Origin of the sequence: Herpetosiphon sp. (genome assembly GCF_003512625.1) — a bacterium.
Taxonomy (GTDB): Bacteria; Chloroflexota; Chloroflexia; order Chloroflexales; family Herpetosiphonaceae; genus Herpetosiphon; species Herpetosiphon aurantiacus.
Window position 1 is genome coordinate 1 of sequence record NZ_DOPT01000045.1, and the last position, 15,262, is coordinate 15,262.

Here is a 15,262-nt window from a genome sequence, read left to right on the forward strand (position 1 = left end):
GGACGGAAGGGTGGTGATCACCAATGATTGTTAAAAACCTACCCTTGAAAGAAGGGGCTAGGGGTGAAGGCGGCCATTTAGTTTTTGGGATCGCCATCGCCTGCTTGGAATAAGCCCAAAGCTCCGCGCCCGACAAAGTTGAAGGCGTGGGTCACGATGGGATATAAGCCATCTTCAGCAGTCGTAAATTCGACAATTGCCCCTTGGGCTGGAGCCAAATCGACAGCTTGCGAACCATAGCCATTGGCAGTTTCAGGCCGTAATTGCACACCTTCTTTGATCACGGTGTTGAAAATGGTACCAACCACGTGGAACGAGCTATCGATGCTTGGGCCAGCATTCAGCACAAATACCCGCACACTTGCCCCAGTTTTGACTTCCAATGGATGATCTTTGTATTGGTTGGCAACGCCGTTGAAGACCACATATTCTGGGGCTGGAGCGGCTGAAGCAGCTTTTTCGAGGCTGACCAAATCGCCTTGCGGGCCGAGATACCATTCGCTTTGCACCAAGGCAAATTCATGATCAACTGCTGGCAAGCCTTCCTTAGGTTCAACAATCACCATCCCATACATCCCATTAGCAATATGATGCAGCGCGGGAGTTGTGCCACAGTGATACATCCAAACCCCAGCATAATTGGCTTTCCATTCATACATCTTATCTTCGCCAACATTGATTGAGGTCATTTCGTCGTTCCAAGCAACCTCGCTGGAGTGAAAATCGATTGAGTGTGGCACTTTGTTGGAGCTAGGGTTTTTGAGGTGAATCCGCACAGTATCGCCAACCTTCACCCGAATGACTGGGCCAGGCACTGTGCCGCCAAATGTCCAAACATGCTGGACATAGCCTGGAGCCACAGTCATTGGTTTTTCTTCAACCACTAATTCAATGTCATGGAGTGTGCCTTCTAAGGCGGCTGGCGCTTTGGCATCGTGCAGAATATATTCCGGAGCCGACTCATCGGCAGCAATATCGCTCTCTGGTGCAGGCCCACTATGGTCATCCATCATGGTTGGGGTAACTGCGGCTGCATCAGCCGAGGCAACTTGAATTGAGCCTTTCATGCCCGCAGCTTCGTGGCCAGGCACAGCACAAATAAAATTCATGCCTTCAGCCGGAATTGTGACCTCGCCAGTCACTGTTTCGTTGGCCTTAGCACTAATAACTGTGCCATCTGGAAAGGTAATATCGTGAGGAATCACCCCATCATTAACTAATTTAATCGTATAGACACCAGGACTTGGCACTGTGAGATTCTGTGGTTTGAAGCCCATATCAAACGAATGAATTTCCAACACTTCTTGGCTGGTTGGTTGGCTAGCCTGTTGGCTCACAACTTGGCTTTCGGGCTTAGCCGAAGCCGTTGGGGCAAGGCTACTCGTTCGTGTAGCCTGATCGCTACATGCGGCAATACTTGCTAACAATAGACTAAAAATCACTACCATAATGAATGATCGGCGGTTCATTGCGACGCTCCTTGCTTGAAAGCGAACCATCAATCGATGCTGGGGATCGCCAGTGATCGATATGCAATTGGATGTTGGCCAGCCGTTGTAATTACATAGCGCTAGCTTAGAACCTCACAATTGGTTTGGCTGTGACTTTTCTCGCATGGTGCCTAGCTAGCTGCTTGTGAGAAAAGTCGCTGCTCAACAGTTCTCTCACGGGTATGCTAGAGCCAGCTTAATTGTTGCAAGGAGCATTAAATTTATGTCAACTATAACCATAACCCCAGAAGTGATCGCCGAAAGCACTCTCGCCGCATTAGCCGAAGCTCACCCCGAGGTTATGGCTGTTTTACGCCAACATGGCTTTGATTTGTGTTGCGGCGGCGGATTAAGCCTGAGCCAAGCTGCCCAAGCCCATCACGTTGAACTAGTGCCGATCGTCGCCGATTTAACCGCCATTTTGAGCAAAACAGCCTAATTTCGAGGAGCCAGGATCATGCCAACACTTGCTCGTTACTATATTCGCACGGCATTTGTTTGGCTGGTGCTGGCGTTTGGTTTAGGCAGCGCCATGCTCACCAGCCAATTGTGGGGCTTCAAAACCAATCCATTAGCAGCTTTGCAAATTGTGTTTTATCACGCACTGATGGTTGGTTGGGTTACTCAGTTGATTGTGGGCGTGGCGATTTGGCTGTTTCCGGTACATACCCGTGAGCAGCCACGCGGCAACGAACGCATCGCGTGGGCTGCGTATATCACATTTAATCTTGGGCTTGGGCTGCGCAGCGTGGTTGAGCCAATGCTGCAATGGCAACCGAGCACGGTCGTCAGCTGGGCGGTGGTCGTTGCAGCAAGCTTGCAAGTTGGCGCATTATGGTTGATTTTGCTGATGCTCTGGCCACGGGTCAAGGGCAAAGCGGTCAAAGCCAAATAAGCGAGGGAAGCATGCCAAAATTTAGTCAAATCAGCATTCGGGCTGCCCTGCTCTATTTGGTAATTGGCGGTAGCGTTGGTGGCATCTTATTGGTGAGCAAGGCCTTTGGAGTTTGGCCATGGATTTGGTATTGGCGCACCGCCCACATTCATGCCATGCTGGTGGGCTGGCTACTGAATTTAATTTTTGGCGTGGCCTTTTGGATTTTGCCACGGCTTGATGCCAATGGCTGGCGTGGCTCACCATGGCTGGTTTGGTCGGCCAGCGGTTTGCTGCATATCGCGCTAGCAGTGCTAATTTGGGCCAGTATTTGGCCGTGGTCAGCAGCAATTTTTATTGCGAGTGGCCTTGAATGTGCAGCGGCCATAGCCATGGCATGGCATTGCTGGCCTCGTTTACAACCATTAATAATTGAGCCAATTCTGCACCAAAAGCTTAAATAATATGCTATGATGCCACTAGTTTTGGTGGAACAAACTCATGGCACATGCAGGCCAACAATTGGGACAACCCATCCGTCGCAGCAAGCTCAGCCGTTGGGGCTGGTTTTGCTGTTGCTACTTTATTCTGCAACTAGCGCTGATTTGCCCAATCGCCTGTATCATCCATGAATTAAGTTTCAGCAATTCCGCCCATGTTCAAGCTAATCCTAGCACAGCTATGTTTGTCTGTCGGATCGAAACGCCCTCGGACAGCAGCCCCACTTCAGATCACATGCTGAGCACTGCGCTGCATCGCCATCAACTGGTGGCTTTATTCGCAATGGTGCTGATTGGCCTGAATTTATTGCTCCAAGTCAAACCGCAAACCCAGCGCATCTATCAGCAACGGCTGCGTTTAGCCTCGTTTGATTTGCTACCCAAACTGCCCCCACCGCGTTCTGCCTAACCATTCAATTCATGATGTCAAACTCCGAAAAGCTCAACCGTAGTTGAGTCGTTGTGGCATGATTTTGAAAGGAAGCAGCAGTATGTCAGCCTCATTTATTTTGTTAATTAATCACACCAGCACCGCCAGCATTCAAACCAACCTATTGATGGAGCATGGCTATATTCCAATGCTCTTGCCGTTGAATCAATTGGCTCAATTGCCAGCCCTACCACACCAAACCATCGTTGTCGCTTGTTTCAACAACCAAACTGAGCTTGAACAACTGACCACCACCCTGCCAACCTGGAATATGCCATGGATTGGCTGGAATTTGAGCGGCCAGATCGAGCTTTCGATTGCGGCCTACAAAGCTAGCGCCGATATTGTGTTGACTGATAGTTGCACCGAGCAATTGTTGCTGAATGTGCTTAGCCAGCGCAGCAACTATATCGCTGGCCAGAGCGACCCGATTGTCAAACAGCGCCAACGCCATTATCAACGGGGCACATTAATCAGACTGCCAGCCGAGCATATCTTATTAATTAATGAAGGTGTGGTAGGTTTAGCCACGTTGCATAGCGATGGTTCGCAGGTGCTCGTCAGCTTATGCGGCCCACAACAGTTGGTGTATAGCACCGAGCAACAATCGAGCGTCCAGCTGTACGCCCATAGCGATGTCGTTGGTCAAGTTTATGCTTGGGCGCAGGTTGCCGAGCATCCATCATTATTACAACGCCTGCGCAGCCGATTAAGCCAAATGGAGCGTTGGGCATCGATGCAAGCCAATGGCTATAGCGATCAGCGCATTTTAGGCTTGTTGGGATTATTAGCCGAGCAATTTGGCAAGCCAACTGAGCAAGGCACATTAATTGATATTCGCTTAACCCATGAACAACTTGCCTCAGCAATTGGAGTCAATCGCACCACCACCACTCGCCTACTGCGCGATCTACGCAATCGTGGCTTGGTGTACACCGCTGGCCATGGTGCCCAAGAGCGTTTTTGTTTGCCAAGTTAACCTATATGTAATGGGTCATGGGGTTAACAACCAGTTCTCCCGTTCCCTCGCCCGCCACAGTGGGAGAGGGAACCACTGTCGGCTCGCAGGCAGGAACAGGGGCTAGCGCGAATTGGCTGTCAATACCGAAGATGCTTACGATTAGCCTAGTGCCTTAGCCTTCACGCCCTTCGTGGTTAAATAGCATATAGTGGATAACAGTGCCGTCAAGTATTGTTCAACCTTCACCCCGCTCTTCTCTTAATTGTTCAATTTAGTAGCAGCCAGCACCCGAGACACTGCTATTGCCATTGGCATAAACCGTCGAGTAGCTCCCAGATGTGCCTGAGTAGACGGTCGTGGACATACCAACTCCAAGGTTGATATACTTAACAATCGGACTTGCATTCAAGCGATAGAACGTCACTGTGATGTTGCCGCTACCACTAACATTTACTCGTGCTCCATTACTACACGAGGCATAAATTCCTGCACTACCCGCTGCCGAGGCTGAAACTGGCAGCAAGGTCATGCCCACCAACAATCCGCTCAATAGCAAACGCTTAACCATGTTTTTCATCGTTCCTCCTATGAGCAATAAATCCTATCATATAGTTAAGATACCAAAGCTGATTATTTTTTCAGGCAGTTTGAACTTGCGGGGTGAACATCCACAAAAATACTGATAATCTGAGGATCAGCATCAACGCTCTTTCCTCTACCCGAGGCGCAGAGCAAATATGGCACGAGGTGTTGGATCATTCATTTCGAACCAAAGCTTCGCGCCAATAGCCGTATTTCACGATCCCCGATCCCCAGCTAATCAAAATTGTCATCTTGACACTACTGATCATTGTGTTAGAATGACATTATTAGGGGCGTTTGATACGTCCCGCTCTTTTTCTCACGATTTATAGTGTCAAAATGACACTTACTAAATGTTTACCCAATGGAGAGTCATCATGACCGTCATCGCAGCCGAAGCAATTGGCGTGGCACATGAACGTGCCGAGGACTATGCAGGGCTTTCAATCGAGGAATTGGATCAACGGATTGCTACGGCTAAGGCCAAATTGGGCGAACGTTTGGTGATTCTGGGCCATCACTATCAACGTGATGATGTGGTCAAGCATGCCGATTTAAGTGGCGATTCCTATGGGCTTTCGGTTGATGCACGCAAAACTGCCGCCGAATATATCGTCTTTTGTGGCGTTCACTTTATGGCCGAAAGCGCCGATATTCTCGGGCGCGACGACCAAACTGTGATTCTGCCCGACCATACCGCTGGTTGCTCGATGGCTGATATGGCCGATATCGAACAGCTTGAAGAAGTTTGGGATGAGCTTGATGAGATTTTGGGTGATGCCGAGGCTCAGGTAATGCCAATTACTTACGTCAACTCATCGGCAGCCGTCAAGGCTTTTGTCGGCGAACATGGCGGGGCTTGCTGCACCTCATCCAACGCTGAGCCAATTGTGCGCTGGGCCAAAAATCTCCGCCCCAAAATGCTGTTTCTGCCTGATCAGCACCTTGGCCGCTATACCGCGTTTGCCAAGCTCGGCATTCCGCTCGATAAAATGTTGGTCTGGAATCCCAATTTACGCTATGGTGGGCATACGCCAGAGGCCATTCGCGAGGCTGAAGTGTTGCTGTGGGCTGGTCACTGCTCGGTACACGCCCAATTCCGCCCAGCCTACATCAAAGCTTGGCGCGAAAAACACCCCGAAATTAATGTGATTGTACACCCTGAATGCACCTTGGGCGTAACCAACGAGGCTGATTATGTTGGCTCAACGGCCTACATCATCAAAACGATCAACGAGGCTCCAGCAGGCAGTATGTGGGCGGTTGGCACCGAAATCAACTTGGTCAATCGTTTACAAACCAACAATCCTGATAAAACGATTGTCTCTGTCTCGCCGTTTGCCTGTCTTTGTTCAACCATGTATCGGATCGATCCTGAGGAATTATGTTGGGTTTTGGAGAATTTGGTCGAGGGCAATGTCGTCAATCAAATCGCTGTGCCAACTGCCATCAAGCAAAAAGCCCGTTTGGCACTCGAACGAATGTTAGAGATTGCTGGTAATTAAGCGTTTCCCTCACCCCCTAGCCCCCTCTCCCGCACGCGAGGCGAGGGGGAACCCATTCAGCATGAACGTTGGAATGCCCCTCGCCCGCCGCAGTGGGCGAGGGGTTGGGGTGAGGGATTATGCTTAGGCATTCACCAATTTGCGCCGCAAGGCAATAATTTCGGTTTCGGTAATCAGCAGCACCAAAATAGCTTGCGCGATGAGAAAGCCATAGCCCCAAACTGTTGGATCAAAGCTAGGTCCAACAATCAGCCAAACACTTTGGGCCAGCCACAAGGCATTGACTGCCACCACAAACCAAGCCGCCCCGCGCTTGATCGTTGGTCGAAACGAGAGCCACACCAACCAGCTGACCCATGGAATCAAGCCCAAACCGACATACCACAAAAAGCCGCTTGGCAAACCAAAAAATTCAGCCAGCGGTTGATTCAAGCCTAGCAAGCCAGCCATCAAAACTCCAGCGCTCATTCCATCAAAACGAATTGCATAGCGTAATAATTGAGGGTGTTGTAACCAACGCATACGATTGCTCCTTTGTTGTAACTGATGTCAAATCCCAACAGCGTCAGGTTTTGAAGAACCTAGATGCAGCATAGGCGCTGATGGTGGGCAGCACAATTACCTCTGAGGTAATCGTGGCAACTACCCAAATTATGCTAAGATGCAGCTATGAAACAAGCAGCAATTGGTTCACTGATTCGTACTTGGCGGCAGCGTCGCCACTTGAGCCAGCTTGATCTGGCCAGCGATGCCAATATTTCGACCAAACACTTGAGTTTCTTGGAAACTGGGCGTTCATTGCCTAGCCGCGATATGCTGTTGCATTTGGCTGAGCATTTAGAAGTACCGCTCCGTGAGCAAAATGTTTTGTTGGTGGCGGCTGGGTTTGCACCGTTGTTCAGCGAGCGTTCGCTTGATGATGGTGATTTAGATCCTGCTCGCGAGGCAATTCAGCATGTGTTGCACGGCCACGAGCCATATCCAGCGATTGCCATTAATCGCCATTGGCAGATGATAATGGCCAATAATTGTATTGATTATTTTCTGGCAGGCGTAGCCCCAGATTTATTAACTCCACCAGTTAATGTCTTGCGCTTAAGTCTGCATCCTGAGGGCTTAGCACCACAGATTGTCAATTTAGCGGCTTGGAAAGCGCATTTATTGGCCCGTTTGCGCCACCAAATCGAGCTAACCGCCGATACATATTTGGATGAGCTGTATCATGAATTGGCGGCCTATCCCACCAATCAAACTCATACTACGCCGATTCCGCCCTATCATGAAAGCATGGACATTGCCTTGCCCTTCACGTTGCGCACCGCCCATGGCATGCTCAGCTTTTTTAGCACAACCATGGTGTTTGGCACACCGATTGACGTGACAGTTTCAGAATTGGCGATTGAGGCATTTTTTCCAGCCAATGCTGCCACCGCCGAACATTTGCGCCAGTTGCATGCAGCCAAGGCTAGTCGATAAGCGAGTTATGGATGACCAACAAGAGTTTATGGCACCAAATAAATGAGCCAACTATGCCTGCTACACCGATTTCGGCTTCGTACTGGGTGCTCCCAGGATGTTTGCTGGCGGGCGAACATCCCATGCTGTTGGAAAAAGAGCCGTTGCATGAGCGTTTACAGCACTTCAGCAAGGCCAAAATCACTGTTTTTATTGATCTGACTGAGGAAACAGAAACTCAGGAATTGGGCGATTACAGCGCGGCGCTGCACCAAATTCAAGCAAGCCCAGCGCTTGTTCGCCATCATTTCCCAATCCCTGATATGCACATTCCATCAATTCCTCAGATACAAGCGATTCTGGCTCAAATAATAAGTGCGCTTGATCAGCAACAAAATGTGTATGTACATTGTTGGGGTGGGCTAGGCCGAACTGGCACAGTCATTGGCTGCTTGCTCGTCGAACAAGGCTGGGAATATGCCCAAGCCTTGGCGCAGATCGTAAACCTACGCCAAGCCACTCGCGACTCGCGCTATCCATCGCCAAGCAATGATCTGCAACGCCAATTCGTGGCAGATTGGGCTATGCAGGTTCAATAGCCTGATTGCCCATGGAGCTATTACTTACATTTTGGGCTGGGTTAGGCTGAATATATTGCCAAAGGGATCTTTGAAGGTGGCTTCGATGCCGTAAAATTGCTCTTGGGGTGGGGCTACAAATTCAACGCCACGCGCTTGAAGCTCGGTATACGCGGCATGACAATCGGCAGTTTGGAAAACGCCAGGCCCAACCACGCCACTTTGCAAGATTGAACGCATTTGACCAACGACTTCAGCGCTCATCATCGTGCCGCCTTCTGCAACCTCGAACAGCACCAAATCGAGTTCAGGCTGGGTTTTGGGGCCGACCGTCAACCAACGAAACCCATTATCCAGTTTCATATCCATACGCACATCAAAACCTAATTTATTGACATAGAAATCATAGGCCACATCGTGATCGAGCACGTAAATCGTGGCGTGCGAAAGTTTGGTAATCATTGGGTTGCTCCTAACACATCATTACGAACATTTGTTCATATAGCGAGTATAGGCTGATCGGCGGATAAAAACTTCTTGAAAATTGCGCAGTTAGTGCTTGTAGCTCAAGCCAATGCCAAAAATGGTGAGATAGCATGAGGGTACAAAGCGCCGAGGTAGGCTGAAACCTTGGAAGTTGCGGCGGCGATAATGGCTGGGCGCATGGCCAGTGCTGCGTTGAAATAGGCTACTAAACGAGCCGAGGCTCTGAAAACCAACCGCAAAACAGACCTCGGTTACTGATAAATCGCTGGCGACCAGCAACTCACGCGCTCGCTCAATCCGCCGATGAATCAAATACTGGTGAGGAGTAATGGCAAAATTGCGTTGAAAAAGCCGCAAAAAGTGATAGTGCGAGAAGCCAATTTGCTCGGCCAGCTGTGGTAACTCTACGTGCTCGGCATAAGTGCCATCAATATATTGGCGAGCTTGCCATAATAGCTGCTTGGTTGCTGCTGATGCGAGTTTCATACTACCCCCAAATACAGCTATTATAGCAAATCCATGATTTAAATCAAAACATTTGTTCTTTATTGTAATGTAGGTTTTAAGGTTCATCTTCGTTCCCTCACCCTCAACCCCGCTCCCACGGCGGCGGGCGAGAGGCGTTTCGTTGCGTGGTTTCCCCTCGCTCGCTCGGAAGGAGAGGGAATACGAAACACAATTGTAAACAGGTATCAATAGTAGTAGTCCAAAATTTGCTACAATTCAGATCCATCCATTTGGCAGGGAGCAGACTATGGATCGATCTGAGTTAAGCGAACGTGATATTCAAACCAAGTTCATTACTCCAGCATTGGTTCAAGCTGGCTGGACAGCCGATTTTCATCTGCGTGAAGAGGTTCAATTAACTGCTGGACAAATTTTAGTCACGAATGGGGTCGTTCAGCGAGCGGCCAAAAAATTTGCCGATTATGTGTTGTATCACGCACCCAATATTCCGCTGGCGGTGGTCGAGGCAAAAGATGCCAACCATGCAGTCGGGGCTGGCATTCAACAGGCTTTGGGTTATGCCGATTTGCTTGATGTGCCCTTTATGTATAGTTCGAATGGCACTGGTTTTATTGAGCATGATCGAACTGCGGCCCATGGCTTAGTGGAACGCTATTTGGAGCTCGATGAGTTTCCTTCGCCCGAGGAGCTGTGGCGGCGTTATTGTGTTTGGAAGCAGCTAACTCCCAATCAGACTAGCCTGATCAATCAAGATTATTACCTCGATGGCTATGGCAAGGCTCCACGCTATTATCAAATGATTGCTATCAATCGCACGATTGAGGCAATTGCCCGTGGTCAACAACGGATTTTATTGGTGATGGCAACTGGTACTGGGAAAACCTATACCGCCTTTCAAATTATTTGGCGCTTGTGGAAAGCCAAGGTTAAAAAACGGATTCTTTTTTTGGCCGATCGGAATATTTTGGTCGATCAGGCTCGCAATAACGACTTTAAGCCCTTTGGCAATGCCATGACCAAAATCAGCAATCGTGAGGCTAATACAGCATTTGAGATTTACCTCGCGCTCTATCAGGCTATGAGCGGTAGCGAGGCTAGCCAGAATATTTATCGGCAGTTTTCGCCGACTTTTTTTGATCTCATCGTCATCGATGAGTGTCATCGAGGCAGCGCCGCCGAAGATTCAGCTTGGCGACAGATTTTAGATTATTTTGCCAGTGCAACCCATATTGGGCTAACTGCCACGCCCAAAGAAACCCAAACCATCTCAAATAGTGATTATTTTGGCGATCCACTGTATACCTATTCACTCAAACAAGGAATTGCCGATGGCTTTCTTGCACCCTATAGTGTGCTGCGCGTGGCCACCAATGTTGATCTTGAGGGTTGGCGGCCTCAGCCAGGCCAGCGTGATGCCGACGGTCAATTGATTGAAGATCGGCTCTACAATAGCCGCGATTTTGAGCGCATGGTTTTTTTAGATGATCGGATTCAGTTGGTCGCTGCCCGAATCGCGGAGTTTTTACGCAATCACGACCCTTACCAAAAAACCATTGTCTTTTGCCAAAATATTGAGCACGCCGCCCGGATGCGCACCGCTATCGCCCAACATTGTAATGAGTTTGTTCAAGAAGATGCACGTTATGTCATGCAAATTACTGGCGATAATCCTGAGGGTAAAGCTCAACTCGATATGTTTATCTTGCCCGATAGCCGTTATCCAGTGGTCGTTACAACCTCGAAGTTGCTTACCACTGGCGTAGATGTGCAAACCTGTCGGTTGATTGTGATCGACCAATACTTGGAATCGATGACCGAGTTTAAGCAAATTATTGGACGGGGAACCCGCATTCGCGAGGATTATAATAAATTGTATTTTACAATTATGGATTTTCGCAATGTTACAACGCTGTTTAACGATCCGGAATTTGACGGTGATCCAGTTCAGGTTCAAAACTTCGGCGTTGATCAAGCCTTGCCCACCGCAACCGCCGCGCCACCCGCCGAGGCCCAAACCACCAATATTCGCTACCAAATAGGCTCTGGCGAAGTGGTGCATATTTTGGCTGAGCAGGTGCGCTACTACAGCAGCGATGGCCGCTTAATTACCGAATCGGTCGAGCATTTTGCTCGCAACACCGTGCGCCAACGCTATACCACCCTCGCTAACTTTTTGCAGACATGGAGCCACGAAGCGCAAAAACAGGCAATTGTGCAAGAGCTGGCAGCCCAAGGGATTTTGTTCGATAAACTTGCTGAAATTGTGGGATACGAGTACGATCCGTTTGATCTGATTTGTCATGTTGCCTTTGATCAGCCAGCCCTGACGCGCCGCGAACGGGCCGAACAGGTGCGTAAACGTTCATATTTTGCCCAATATGGCGAAAAAGCCCGGGCCGTGATTCAAGCACTCTTGGAAAAATACGCCGATCAGGGGTTAGCTACAATTCAAGATCGTCAGGTATTGCAGTTGCCAAGCTTTCAACAACTTGGCACGCCACGCGAAATTATTCAAGCGTTTGGCAGTCTCGGCCAGTATCAGCAAGCCGTAGACGAGCTAGTGCGGCACTTATATGCTGCATAATAAAAGGGTTGCATGAATCTCACTACAACCATCAAGAGCATTCAGGATATTATGCGCAAGGATGCTGGGGTCGATGGCGATGCCCAACGGATTGGTCAATTGGTTTGGTTGCTTTTCCTCAAAATCTTCGATGATCGCGAGCAGGAATTAGCACTGATTGACCCACATTATCGTTCGCCCATGCCCGAGGGCTTGGCTTGGCATCAGTGGGCCATCAATCGCGAAGGCATCACAGGCGAGGAATTGCTCAATTTTGTCAATAACCAGCTGTTTCCCCAATTGAAAAATCTTGCAGCTACCAATCAGGCCAAGGCCATGATTCAGTCGGTGTTCGAGGATGCCTATAATTACATGAAAAATGGCACGCTCTTACGCCAAGTGATCAATAAAATCAATGAAATTGATTTCAATCGCTCTGCCGATCGTCATCTCTTTAACGATGTCTATGAAAAGTTGCTCAGCGATTTACAAGCCGCTGGCAATGCTGGCGAATATTATACGCCGCGCACGGTTACGCAGTTTATGATCGAAATGCTCAAGCCCCGTTTAGGCGAGAGCTTGCTCGACCCAGCCGCTGGTACTGGCGGATTTTTAGTCTCAGCCGTGGAGTATATTCGGCGTAACGATGTCCACACGCCTAGCGATTTGGAAACCTTGCAAGCCAATATTCGTGGGATTGAGAAAAAACCGCTGCCGCATTTGTTGGGCATCACCAACTTAATTTTGCATGGAATTAATCTGCCCAATTTGCAACACGCCAACACCTTGGCCCGCTCCTACAGCAGCTATGGGGTTGATGATCAAGTCGATATTATCGCGACGAACCCACCGTTTGGCGGCCAAGAAGAAGATGGGATTGAAAACAACTTCCCTGAACTCTTCCGCACCCGCGAAACTGCTGATTTGTTCTTGGTCTTGATTATGCGCTTGCTCAAGCCCAACGGTCGGGCGGCGCTTATTTTGCCCGATGGCACGCTTTTTGGCGAAGGCATCAAAACTCGGATCAAGGAAGAATTGCTGAAAAATTGTAATTTGCATACGATTGTGCGCTTGCCCAATGGGGTTTTTAACCCGTACACCGGAATTAAAACCAATTTATTGTTTTTTGAGAAGGGCCAGCCTACCCAAGAGATTTGGTATTACGAGCACCCCTACCCCGCTGGCTATAAATCGTATTCCAAAACTAAGCCGATTCGGCTTGAGGAGTTTGAACCAGAACGGGCTTGGTGGATCAATCGTCAAACCAATCAGTTTGCTTGGAAGGTCGATATCGCTGACATTCGGGCCAATAATTTCAACTTGGATTGGAAAAACCCCAATCGTCAAGCCGATGCCCAAACTGACCCCTATCAATTATTGGCTGAATACCAAGCCGCTACTGCCAGCGCCGCCCAAACCCGCGCCAGCCTCAAAGCCGAATTGGTCGCTGCGCTGCAAGCCTTGCTGGAGCTCGCATGAACGAACTGATTACCGCGCTCGATCAGTTAGCTGAAACGCCCCAAGCCATCAGTCGCATTCGCGAGCTTATCTTGCAATTGGCTGTGCAAGGCCGCTTGGTCGAGCAAGATCCTAACGATGAGCCAGCGTATAACATGTTTAAGCCGCTAATCAAAGAGCAACAAATGTTGAATATAGACGTTAGATCATCTATAAATAAAGAACATACAAAATTTCAGATTCCTCCTTCATGGATATGGGTATCACTGGATGATATTGTAGTCTATGATGCAGGTTCAAAGCATGATCCCAACAATCTTGATCCTGATAGTTGGTTGTTAGAACTTGAGGATATTGAAAAAAATACCTCTGTTATTTTAGGACAATTTCTAGTAAAAGAGCGAAAGCCTAAAAGTAACAAAGCAAGCTTCCAGAAAAATGATATTCTTTATGGAAAATTGCGACCTTATTTGAATAAAGTTATTGTTGCTCATACTTCAGGATTTTGTACTACTGAAATAGTGGTGTTACGTCCAAAATTGGAATTGAGTCCCTTCTATATACAAAATTTCCTCAAAAGCCCCTTTTTCGTTAGCTACGTAAACCAACATTCATATGGAACAAAGATGCCTCGACTAGGAACACTAGATGGCAAAAAGGCATCTATACCCCTACCACCACTCGCTGAACAACAACGCATCGTCGCCAAAGTTGCGCAATTGATGGCGTTGTGCGATCAGCTTGAGCAGCAGCAAACCAGCCGCGAGGCGCTGCGCCAGCAAGTCCAGCAAAGCGCAATCAAGCAGCTTTTGAGCGAGCTAGCCCGACCAGCCGATGCGCAGCAGATTGCCCAACCAAGCCAACCTGAGCGCCAAACCAGCCTCTTTACTCGGCCCACTCTGGCGAATCAACCAATCGAGCCGCTTGCTGACGACGGATTGAGCATAAGCAGTGAGCAACAGTTGTTTTTTGAGCAGTTTGACGATCTGCATACCACGCCCAAAGCAATCGGCCAATTGCGCGAATTGATTTTGCAGCTCGCCGTGCAAGGCCGCTTGGTGGCTCAAAACCCCAGCGACGAGCCAGCGAGCATTTTATTGGAACGAATTCAAGCCGAAAAACAACGCCTGATTGCAGCGGGCCAACTCAAGCCCGAAAAAGCGCTTACGCCCATCGCCGCCAGCGAGCTACCATTTGGCTTACCCAAGGGCTAGGTTTGGGTTAGGTTAGAAGATATTTGTTATCTAATTACTGATGGCACACATTACACACCGACTTATGTAGACAATGGTGTTCCCTTTTTATCTGTTAAAGATATTTCCAAAGGATTTATTGATTTTTCAGACACCCGTTTTATCACGGAAGAGGAACATCTTAATCTCAGTAAACGATGTAATCCACAATATAATGATATTTTACTTACAAAAGTAGGAACAACGGGAATTGCAAAAATAGTTGATACCAACATTGAATTCAGTATCTTTGTAAGTATAGCCTTACTCAAATATTTTAGTCGCTATACTTATCCAAGGTACTTAGAATTATTAATAAATTCACCGCTAGGACGAAATCAGTCAAAAAAACATACTATTGGTGTAGGAAATAAAAATTTAGTTTTGAAACATATTAAGAAATTTATCTTAACCCTGCCGCCACTGGCTGAGCAACAACGAATTGTGGCCAAAGTTGAGCAATTGTTGGGCTTATGTGATCAGCTAGAGCAGCAGCTTGCCCAGAGCCAAGATTTGGGGAGCCGTAGTTTGGCTGCGCTGATTCAACACGCCCTAGTATGAGGCCTCAACCCCGCTCCCACAGCGGCGGGCGAGGGGGCTAGGGTGTGCTTTCTGCGGCGAACCACGGAAGGCTGGTTCATCGATGCATGGATGACGGCCCTGATTGCCCTTGAGGGGGT

The 15,262-nt window shown here is 48.6% G+C and carries 16 protein-coding genes and 1 pseudogene; 12 read left to right on the plus strand and 5 right to left on the minus strand.

Annotation, left to right across the window (positions count from 1 at the left end; translation table 11 throughout):
* Positions 1 to 77: 77 nt before the first annotated feature.
* Positions 78 to 1,469, minus strand: a complete 1,392-nt coding sequence (locus tag DEF47_RS10130; protein ID WP_012188849.1) for a multicopper oxidase domain-containing protein — start codon at positions 1,467 to 1,469, stop codon at positions 78 to 80.
* A gap of 244 nt (positions 1,470 to 1,713) precedes the next feature.
* On the opposite strand from DEF47_RS10130, the gene DEF47_RS10135 reads away from it, so the two are divergent.
* The 5 genes from DEF47_RS10135 to DEF47_RS10155 all read left to right on the plus strand — a co-directional run bounded on the left by DEF47_RS10135 (position 1,714) and on the right by DEF47_RS10155 (position 4,273).
* On the plus strand, positions 1,714 to 1,929 hold the full coding sequence (locus DEF47_RS10135) for a DUF542 domain-containing protein (RefSeq protein ID WP_041304166.1): 216 nt from the start codon (positions 1,714 to 1,716) through the stop codon (positions 1,927 to 1,929).
* Between the two features lie 18 nt (positions 1,930 to 1,947).
* Entirely contained in the window at positions 1,948 to 2,385 is a 438-nt protein-coding gene (locus tag DEF47_RS10140; protein WP_012188848.1) for a hypothetical protein, read from the plus strand.
* Between the two features lie 11 nt (positions 2,386 to 2,396).
* A complete protein-coding gene (locus DEF47_RS10145; protein WP_012188847.1) occupies positions 2,397 to 2,828 on the plus strand; it encodes a heme-copper oxidase family protein in 432 nt (143 codons plus the stop codon).
* 37 nt (positions 2,829 to 2,865) lie between these two features.
* Positions 2,866 to 3,273 (plus strand): hypothetical protein, encoded by a 408-nt coding sequence (locus DEF47_RS10150; RefSeq protein WP_012188846.1) that lies wholly within the window; start codon positions 2,866 to 2,868, stop codon positions 3,271 to 3,273.
* A gap of 82 nt (positions 3,274 to 3,355) precedes the next feature.
* Positions 3,356 to 4,273 carry a Crp/Fnr family transcriptional regulator gene (locus DEF47_RS10155; RefSeq protein WP_012188845.1) on the plus strand — a complete coding sequence of 306 codons (918 nt, stop codon included), beginning with the start codon at positions 3,356 to 3,358 and terminating at the stop codon, positions 4,271 to 4,273.
* Between the two features lie 253 nt (positions 4,274 to 4,526).
* Here DEF47_RS10155 and DEF47_RS10160 read toward each other — a convergent pair whose 3' ends face one another.
* Positions 4,527 to 4,832 (minus strand): hypothetical protein, encoded by a 306-nt coding sequence (locus DEF47_RS10160; protein WP_012188844.1) that lies wholly within the window; start codon positions 4,830 to 4,832, stop codon positions 4,527 to 4,529.
* A 382-nt stretch (positions 4,833 to 5,214) separates the two neighbouring features.
* On the opposite strand from DEF47_RS10160, the gene nadA reads away from it, so the two are divergent.
* Positions 5,215 to 6,342, plus strand: a complete 1,128-nt coding sequence (nadA, locus tag DEF47_RS10165; protein ID WP_012188843.1) for a quinolinate synthase NadA — start codon at positions 5,215 to 5,217, stop codon at positions 6,340 to 6,342.
* Positions 6,343 to 6,465: 123 nt separating this feature from the next.
* Here nadA and DEF47_RS10170 read toward each other — a convergent pair whose 3' ends face one another.
* Complete coding sequence (locus DEF47_RS10170; RefSeq protein ID WP_012188842.1) at positions 6,466 to 6,864, minus strand: hypothetical protein; 399 nt, start codon at positions 6,862 to 6,864, stop codon at positions 6,466 to 6,468.
* A 147-nt stretch (positions 6,865 to 7,011) separates the two neighbouring features.
* Here DEF47_RS10170 and DEF47_RS10175 point away from each other — a divergent pair, with 147 nt between their 5' ends.
* Together DEF47_RS10175 and DEF47_RS10180 are read left to right on the plus strand one after the other, a co-directional pair.
* On the plus strand, positions 7,012 to 7,818 hold the full coding sequence (locus DEF47_RS10175; protein WP_012188841.1) for a helix-turn-helix domain-containing protein: 807 nt from the start codon (positions 7,012 to 7,014) through the stop codon (positions 7,816 to 7,818).
* A 53-nt stretch (positions 7,819 to 7,871) separates the two neighbouring features.
* Positions 7,872 to 8,396, plus strand: coding sequence for a protein-tyrosine phosphatase family protein (locus DEF47_RS10180; RefSeq protein ID WP_287045118.1), 525 nt, complete (start codon positions 7,872 to 7,874; stop codon positions 8,394 to 8,396).
* Positions 8,397 to 8,420: 24 nt separating this feature from the next.
* Here the strand turns inward: DEF47_RS10180 and DEF47_RS10185 are convergent, their stop codons facing one another.
* Together DEF47_RS10185 and DEF47_RS10190 are read right to left on the minus strand one after the other, a co-directional pair.
* Entirely contained in the window at positions 8,421 to 8,837 is a 417-nt protein-coding gene (locus tag DEF47_RS10185; RefSeq protein ID WP_012188839.1) for a VOC family protein, read from the minus strand.
* Positions 8,838 to 8,927: 90 nt separating this feature from the next.
* A complete protein-coding gene (locus DEF47_RS10190) occupies positions 8,928 to 9,347 on the minus strand; it encodes a helix-turn-helix domain-containing protein (protein WP_041304164.1) in 420 nt (139 codons plus the stop codon).
* Positions 9,348 to 9,615: 268 nt separating this feature from the next.
* On the opposite strand from DEF47_RS10190, the gene hsdR reads away from it, so the two are divergent.
* The 4 genes and pseudogenes from hsdR to DEF47_RS10210 all read left to right on the plus strand — a co-directional run.
* A complete protein-coding gene (hsdR, locus tag DEF47_RS10195) occupies positions 9,616 to 11,913 on the plus strand; it encodes an EcoAI/FtnUII family type I restriction enzme subunit R (protein WP_012188837.1) in 2,298 nt (765 codons plus the stop codon).
* A gap of 12 nt (positions 11,914 to 11,925) precedes the next feature.
* On the plus strand, positions 11,926 to 13,371 hold the full coding sequence (locus DEF47_RS10200) for an N-6 DNA methylase (protein WP_012188836.1): 1,446 nt from the start codon (positions 11,926 to 11,928) through the stop codon (positions 13,369 to 13,371).
* Between the two features lie 164 nt (positions 13,372 to 13,535).
* Complete coding sequence (locus DEF47_RS10205; RefSeq protein WP_287045124.1) at positions 13,536 to 14,564, plus strand: restriction endonuclease subunit S; 1,029 nt, start codon at positions 13,536 to 13,538, stop codon at positions 14,562 to 14,564.
* Between the two features lie 18 nt (positions 14,565 to 14,582).
* Positions 14,583 to 15,143: pseudogene (locus tag DEF47_RS10210) on the plus strand (restriction endonuclease subunit S); the annotation flags it as partial.
* Positions 15,144 to 15,262: the final 119 nt, after the last annotated feature.

What these genes read in the sequence shown, in the direction of transcription:
- DEF47_RS10205 (WP_287045124.1), top strand. Translation starts at nt 13,536, where the DNA reads ATGTTGAATATAGACGTTAGATCATCTATAAATAAAGAACATACAAAA.
- DEF47_RS10170 (WP_012188842.1), bottom strand. Translation starts at nt 6,864, where the DNA reads ATGCGTTGGTTACAACACCCTCAATTATTACGCTATGCAATTCGTTTT.
- DEF47_RS10185 (WP_012188839.1), bottom strand. Translation starts at nt 8,837, where the DNA reads ATGATTACCAAACTTTCGCACGCCACGATTTACGTGCTCGATCACGAT.
- nadA (WP_012188843.1), top strand. Translation starts at nt 5,215, where the DNA reads ATGACCGTCATCGCAGCCGAAGCAATTGGCGTGGCACATGAACGTGCC.
- DEF47_RS10190 (WP_041304164.1), bottom strand. Translation starts at nt 9,347, where the DNA reads ATGAAACTCGCATCAGCAGCAACCAAGCAGCTATTATGGCAAGCTCGC.
- DEF47_RS10140 (WP_012188848.1), top strand. Translation starts at nt 1,948, where the DNA reads ATGCCAACACTTGCTCGTTACTATATTCGCACGGCATTTGTTTGGCTG.
- DEF47_RS10135 (WP_041304166.1), top strand. Translation starts at nt 1,714, where the DNA reads ATGTCAACTATAACCATAACCCCAGAAGTGATCGCCGAAAGCACTCTC.
- DEF47_RS10200 (WP_012188836.1), top strand. Translation starts at nt 11,926, where the DNA reads ATGAATCTCACTACAACCATCAAGAGCATTCAGGATATTATGCGCAAG.
- DEF47_RS10180 (WP_287045118.1), top strand. Translation starts at nt 7,872, where the DNA reads ATGCCTGCTACACCGATTTCGGCTTCGTACTGGGTGCTCCCAGGATGT.
- DEF47_RS10160 (WP_012188844.1), bottom strand. Translation starts at nt 4,832, where the DNA reads ATGAAAAACATGGTTAAGCGTTTGCTATTGAGCGGATTGTTGGTGGGC.
- DEF47_RS10150 (WP_012188846.1), top strand. Translation starts at nt 2,866, where the DNA reads ATGGCACATGCAGGCCAACAATTGGGACAACCCATCCGTCGCAGCAAG.
- DEF47_RS10145 (WP_012188847.1), top strand. Translation starts at nt 2,397, where the DNA reads ATGCCAAAATTTAGTCAAATCAGCATTCGGGCTGCCCTGCTCTATTTG.
- DEF47_RS10155 (WP_012188845.1), top strand. Translation starts at nt 3,356, where the DNA reads ATGTCAGCCTCATTTATTTTGTTAATTAATCACACCAGCACCGCCAGC.
- DEF47_RS10175 (WP_012188841.1), top strand. Translation starts at nt 7,012, where the DNA reads ATGAAACAAGCAGCAATTGGTTCACTGATTCGTACTTGGCGGCAGCGT.
- DEF47_RS10130 (WP_012188849.1), bottom strand. Translation starts at nt 1,469, where the DNA reads ATGAACCGCCGATCATTCATTATGGTAGTGATTTTTAGTCTATTGTTA.
- hsdR (WP_012188837.1), top strand. Translation starts at nt 9,616, where the DNA reads ATGGATCGATCTGAGTTAAGCGAACGTGATATTCAAACCAAGTTCATT.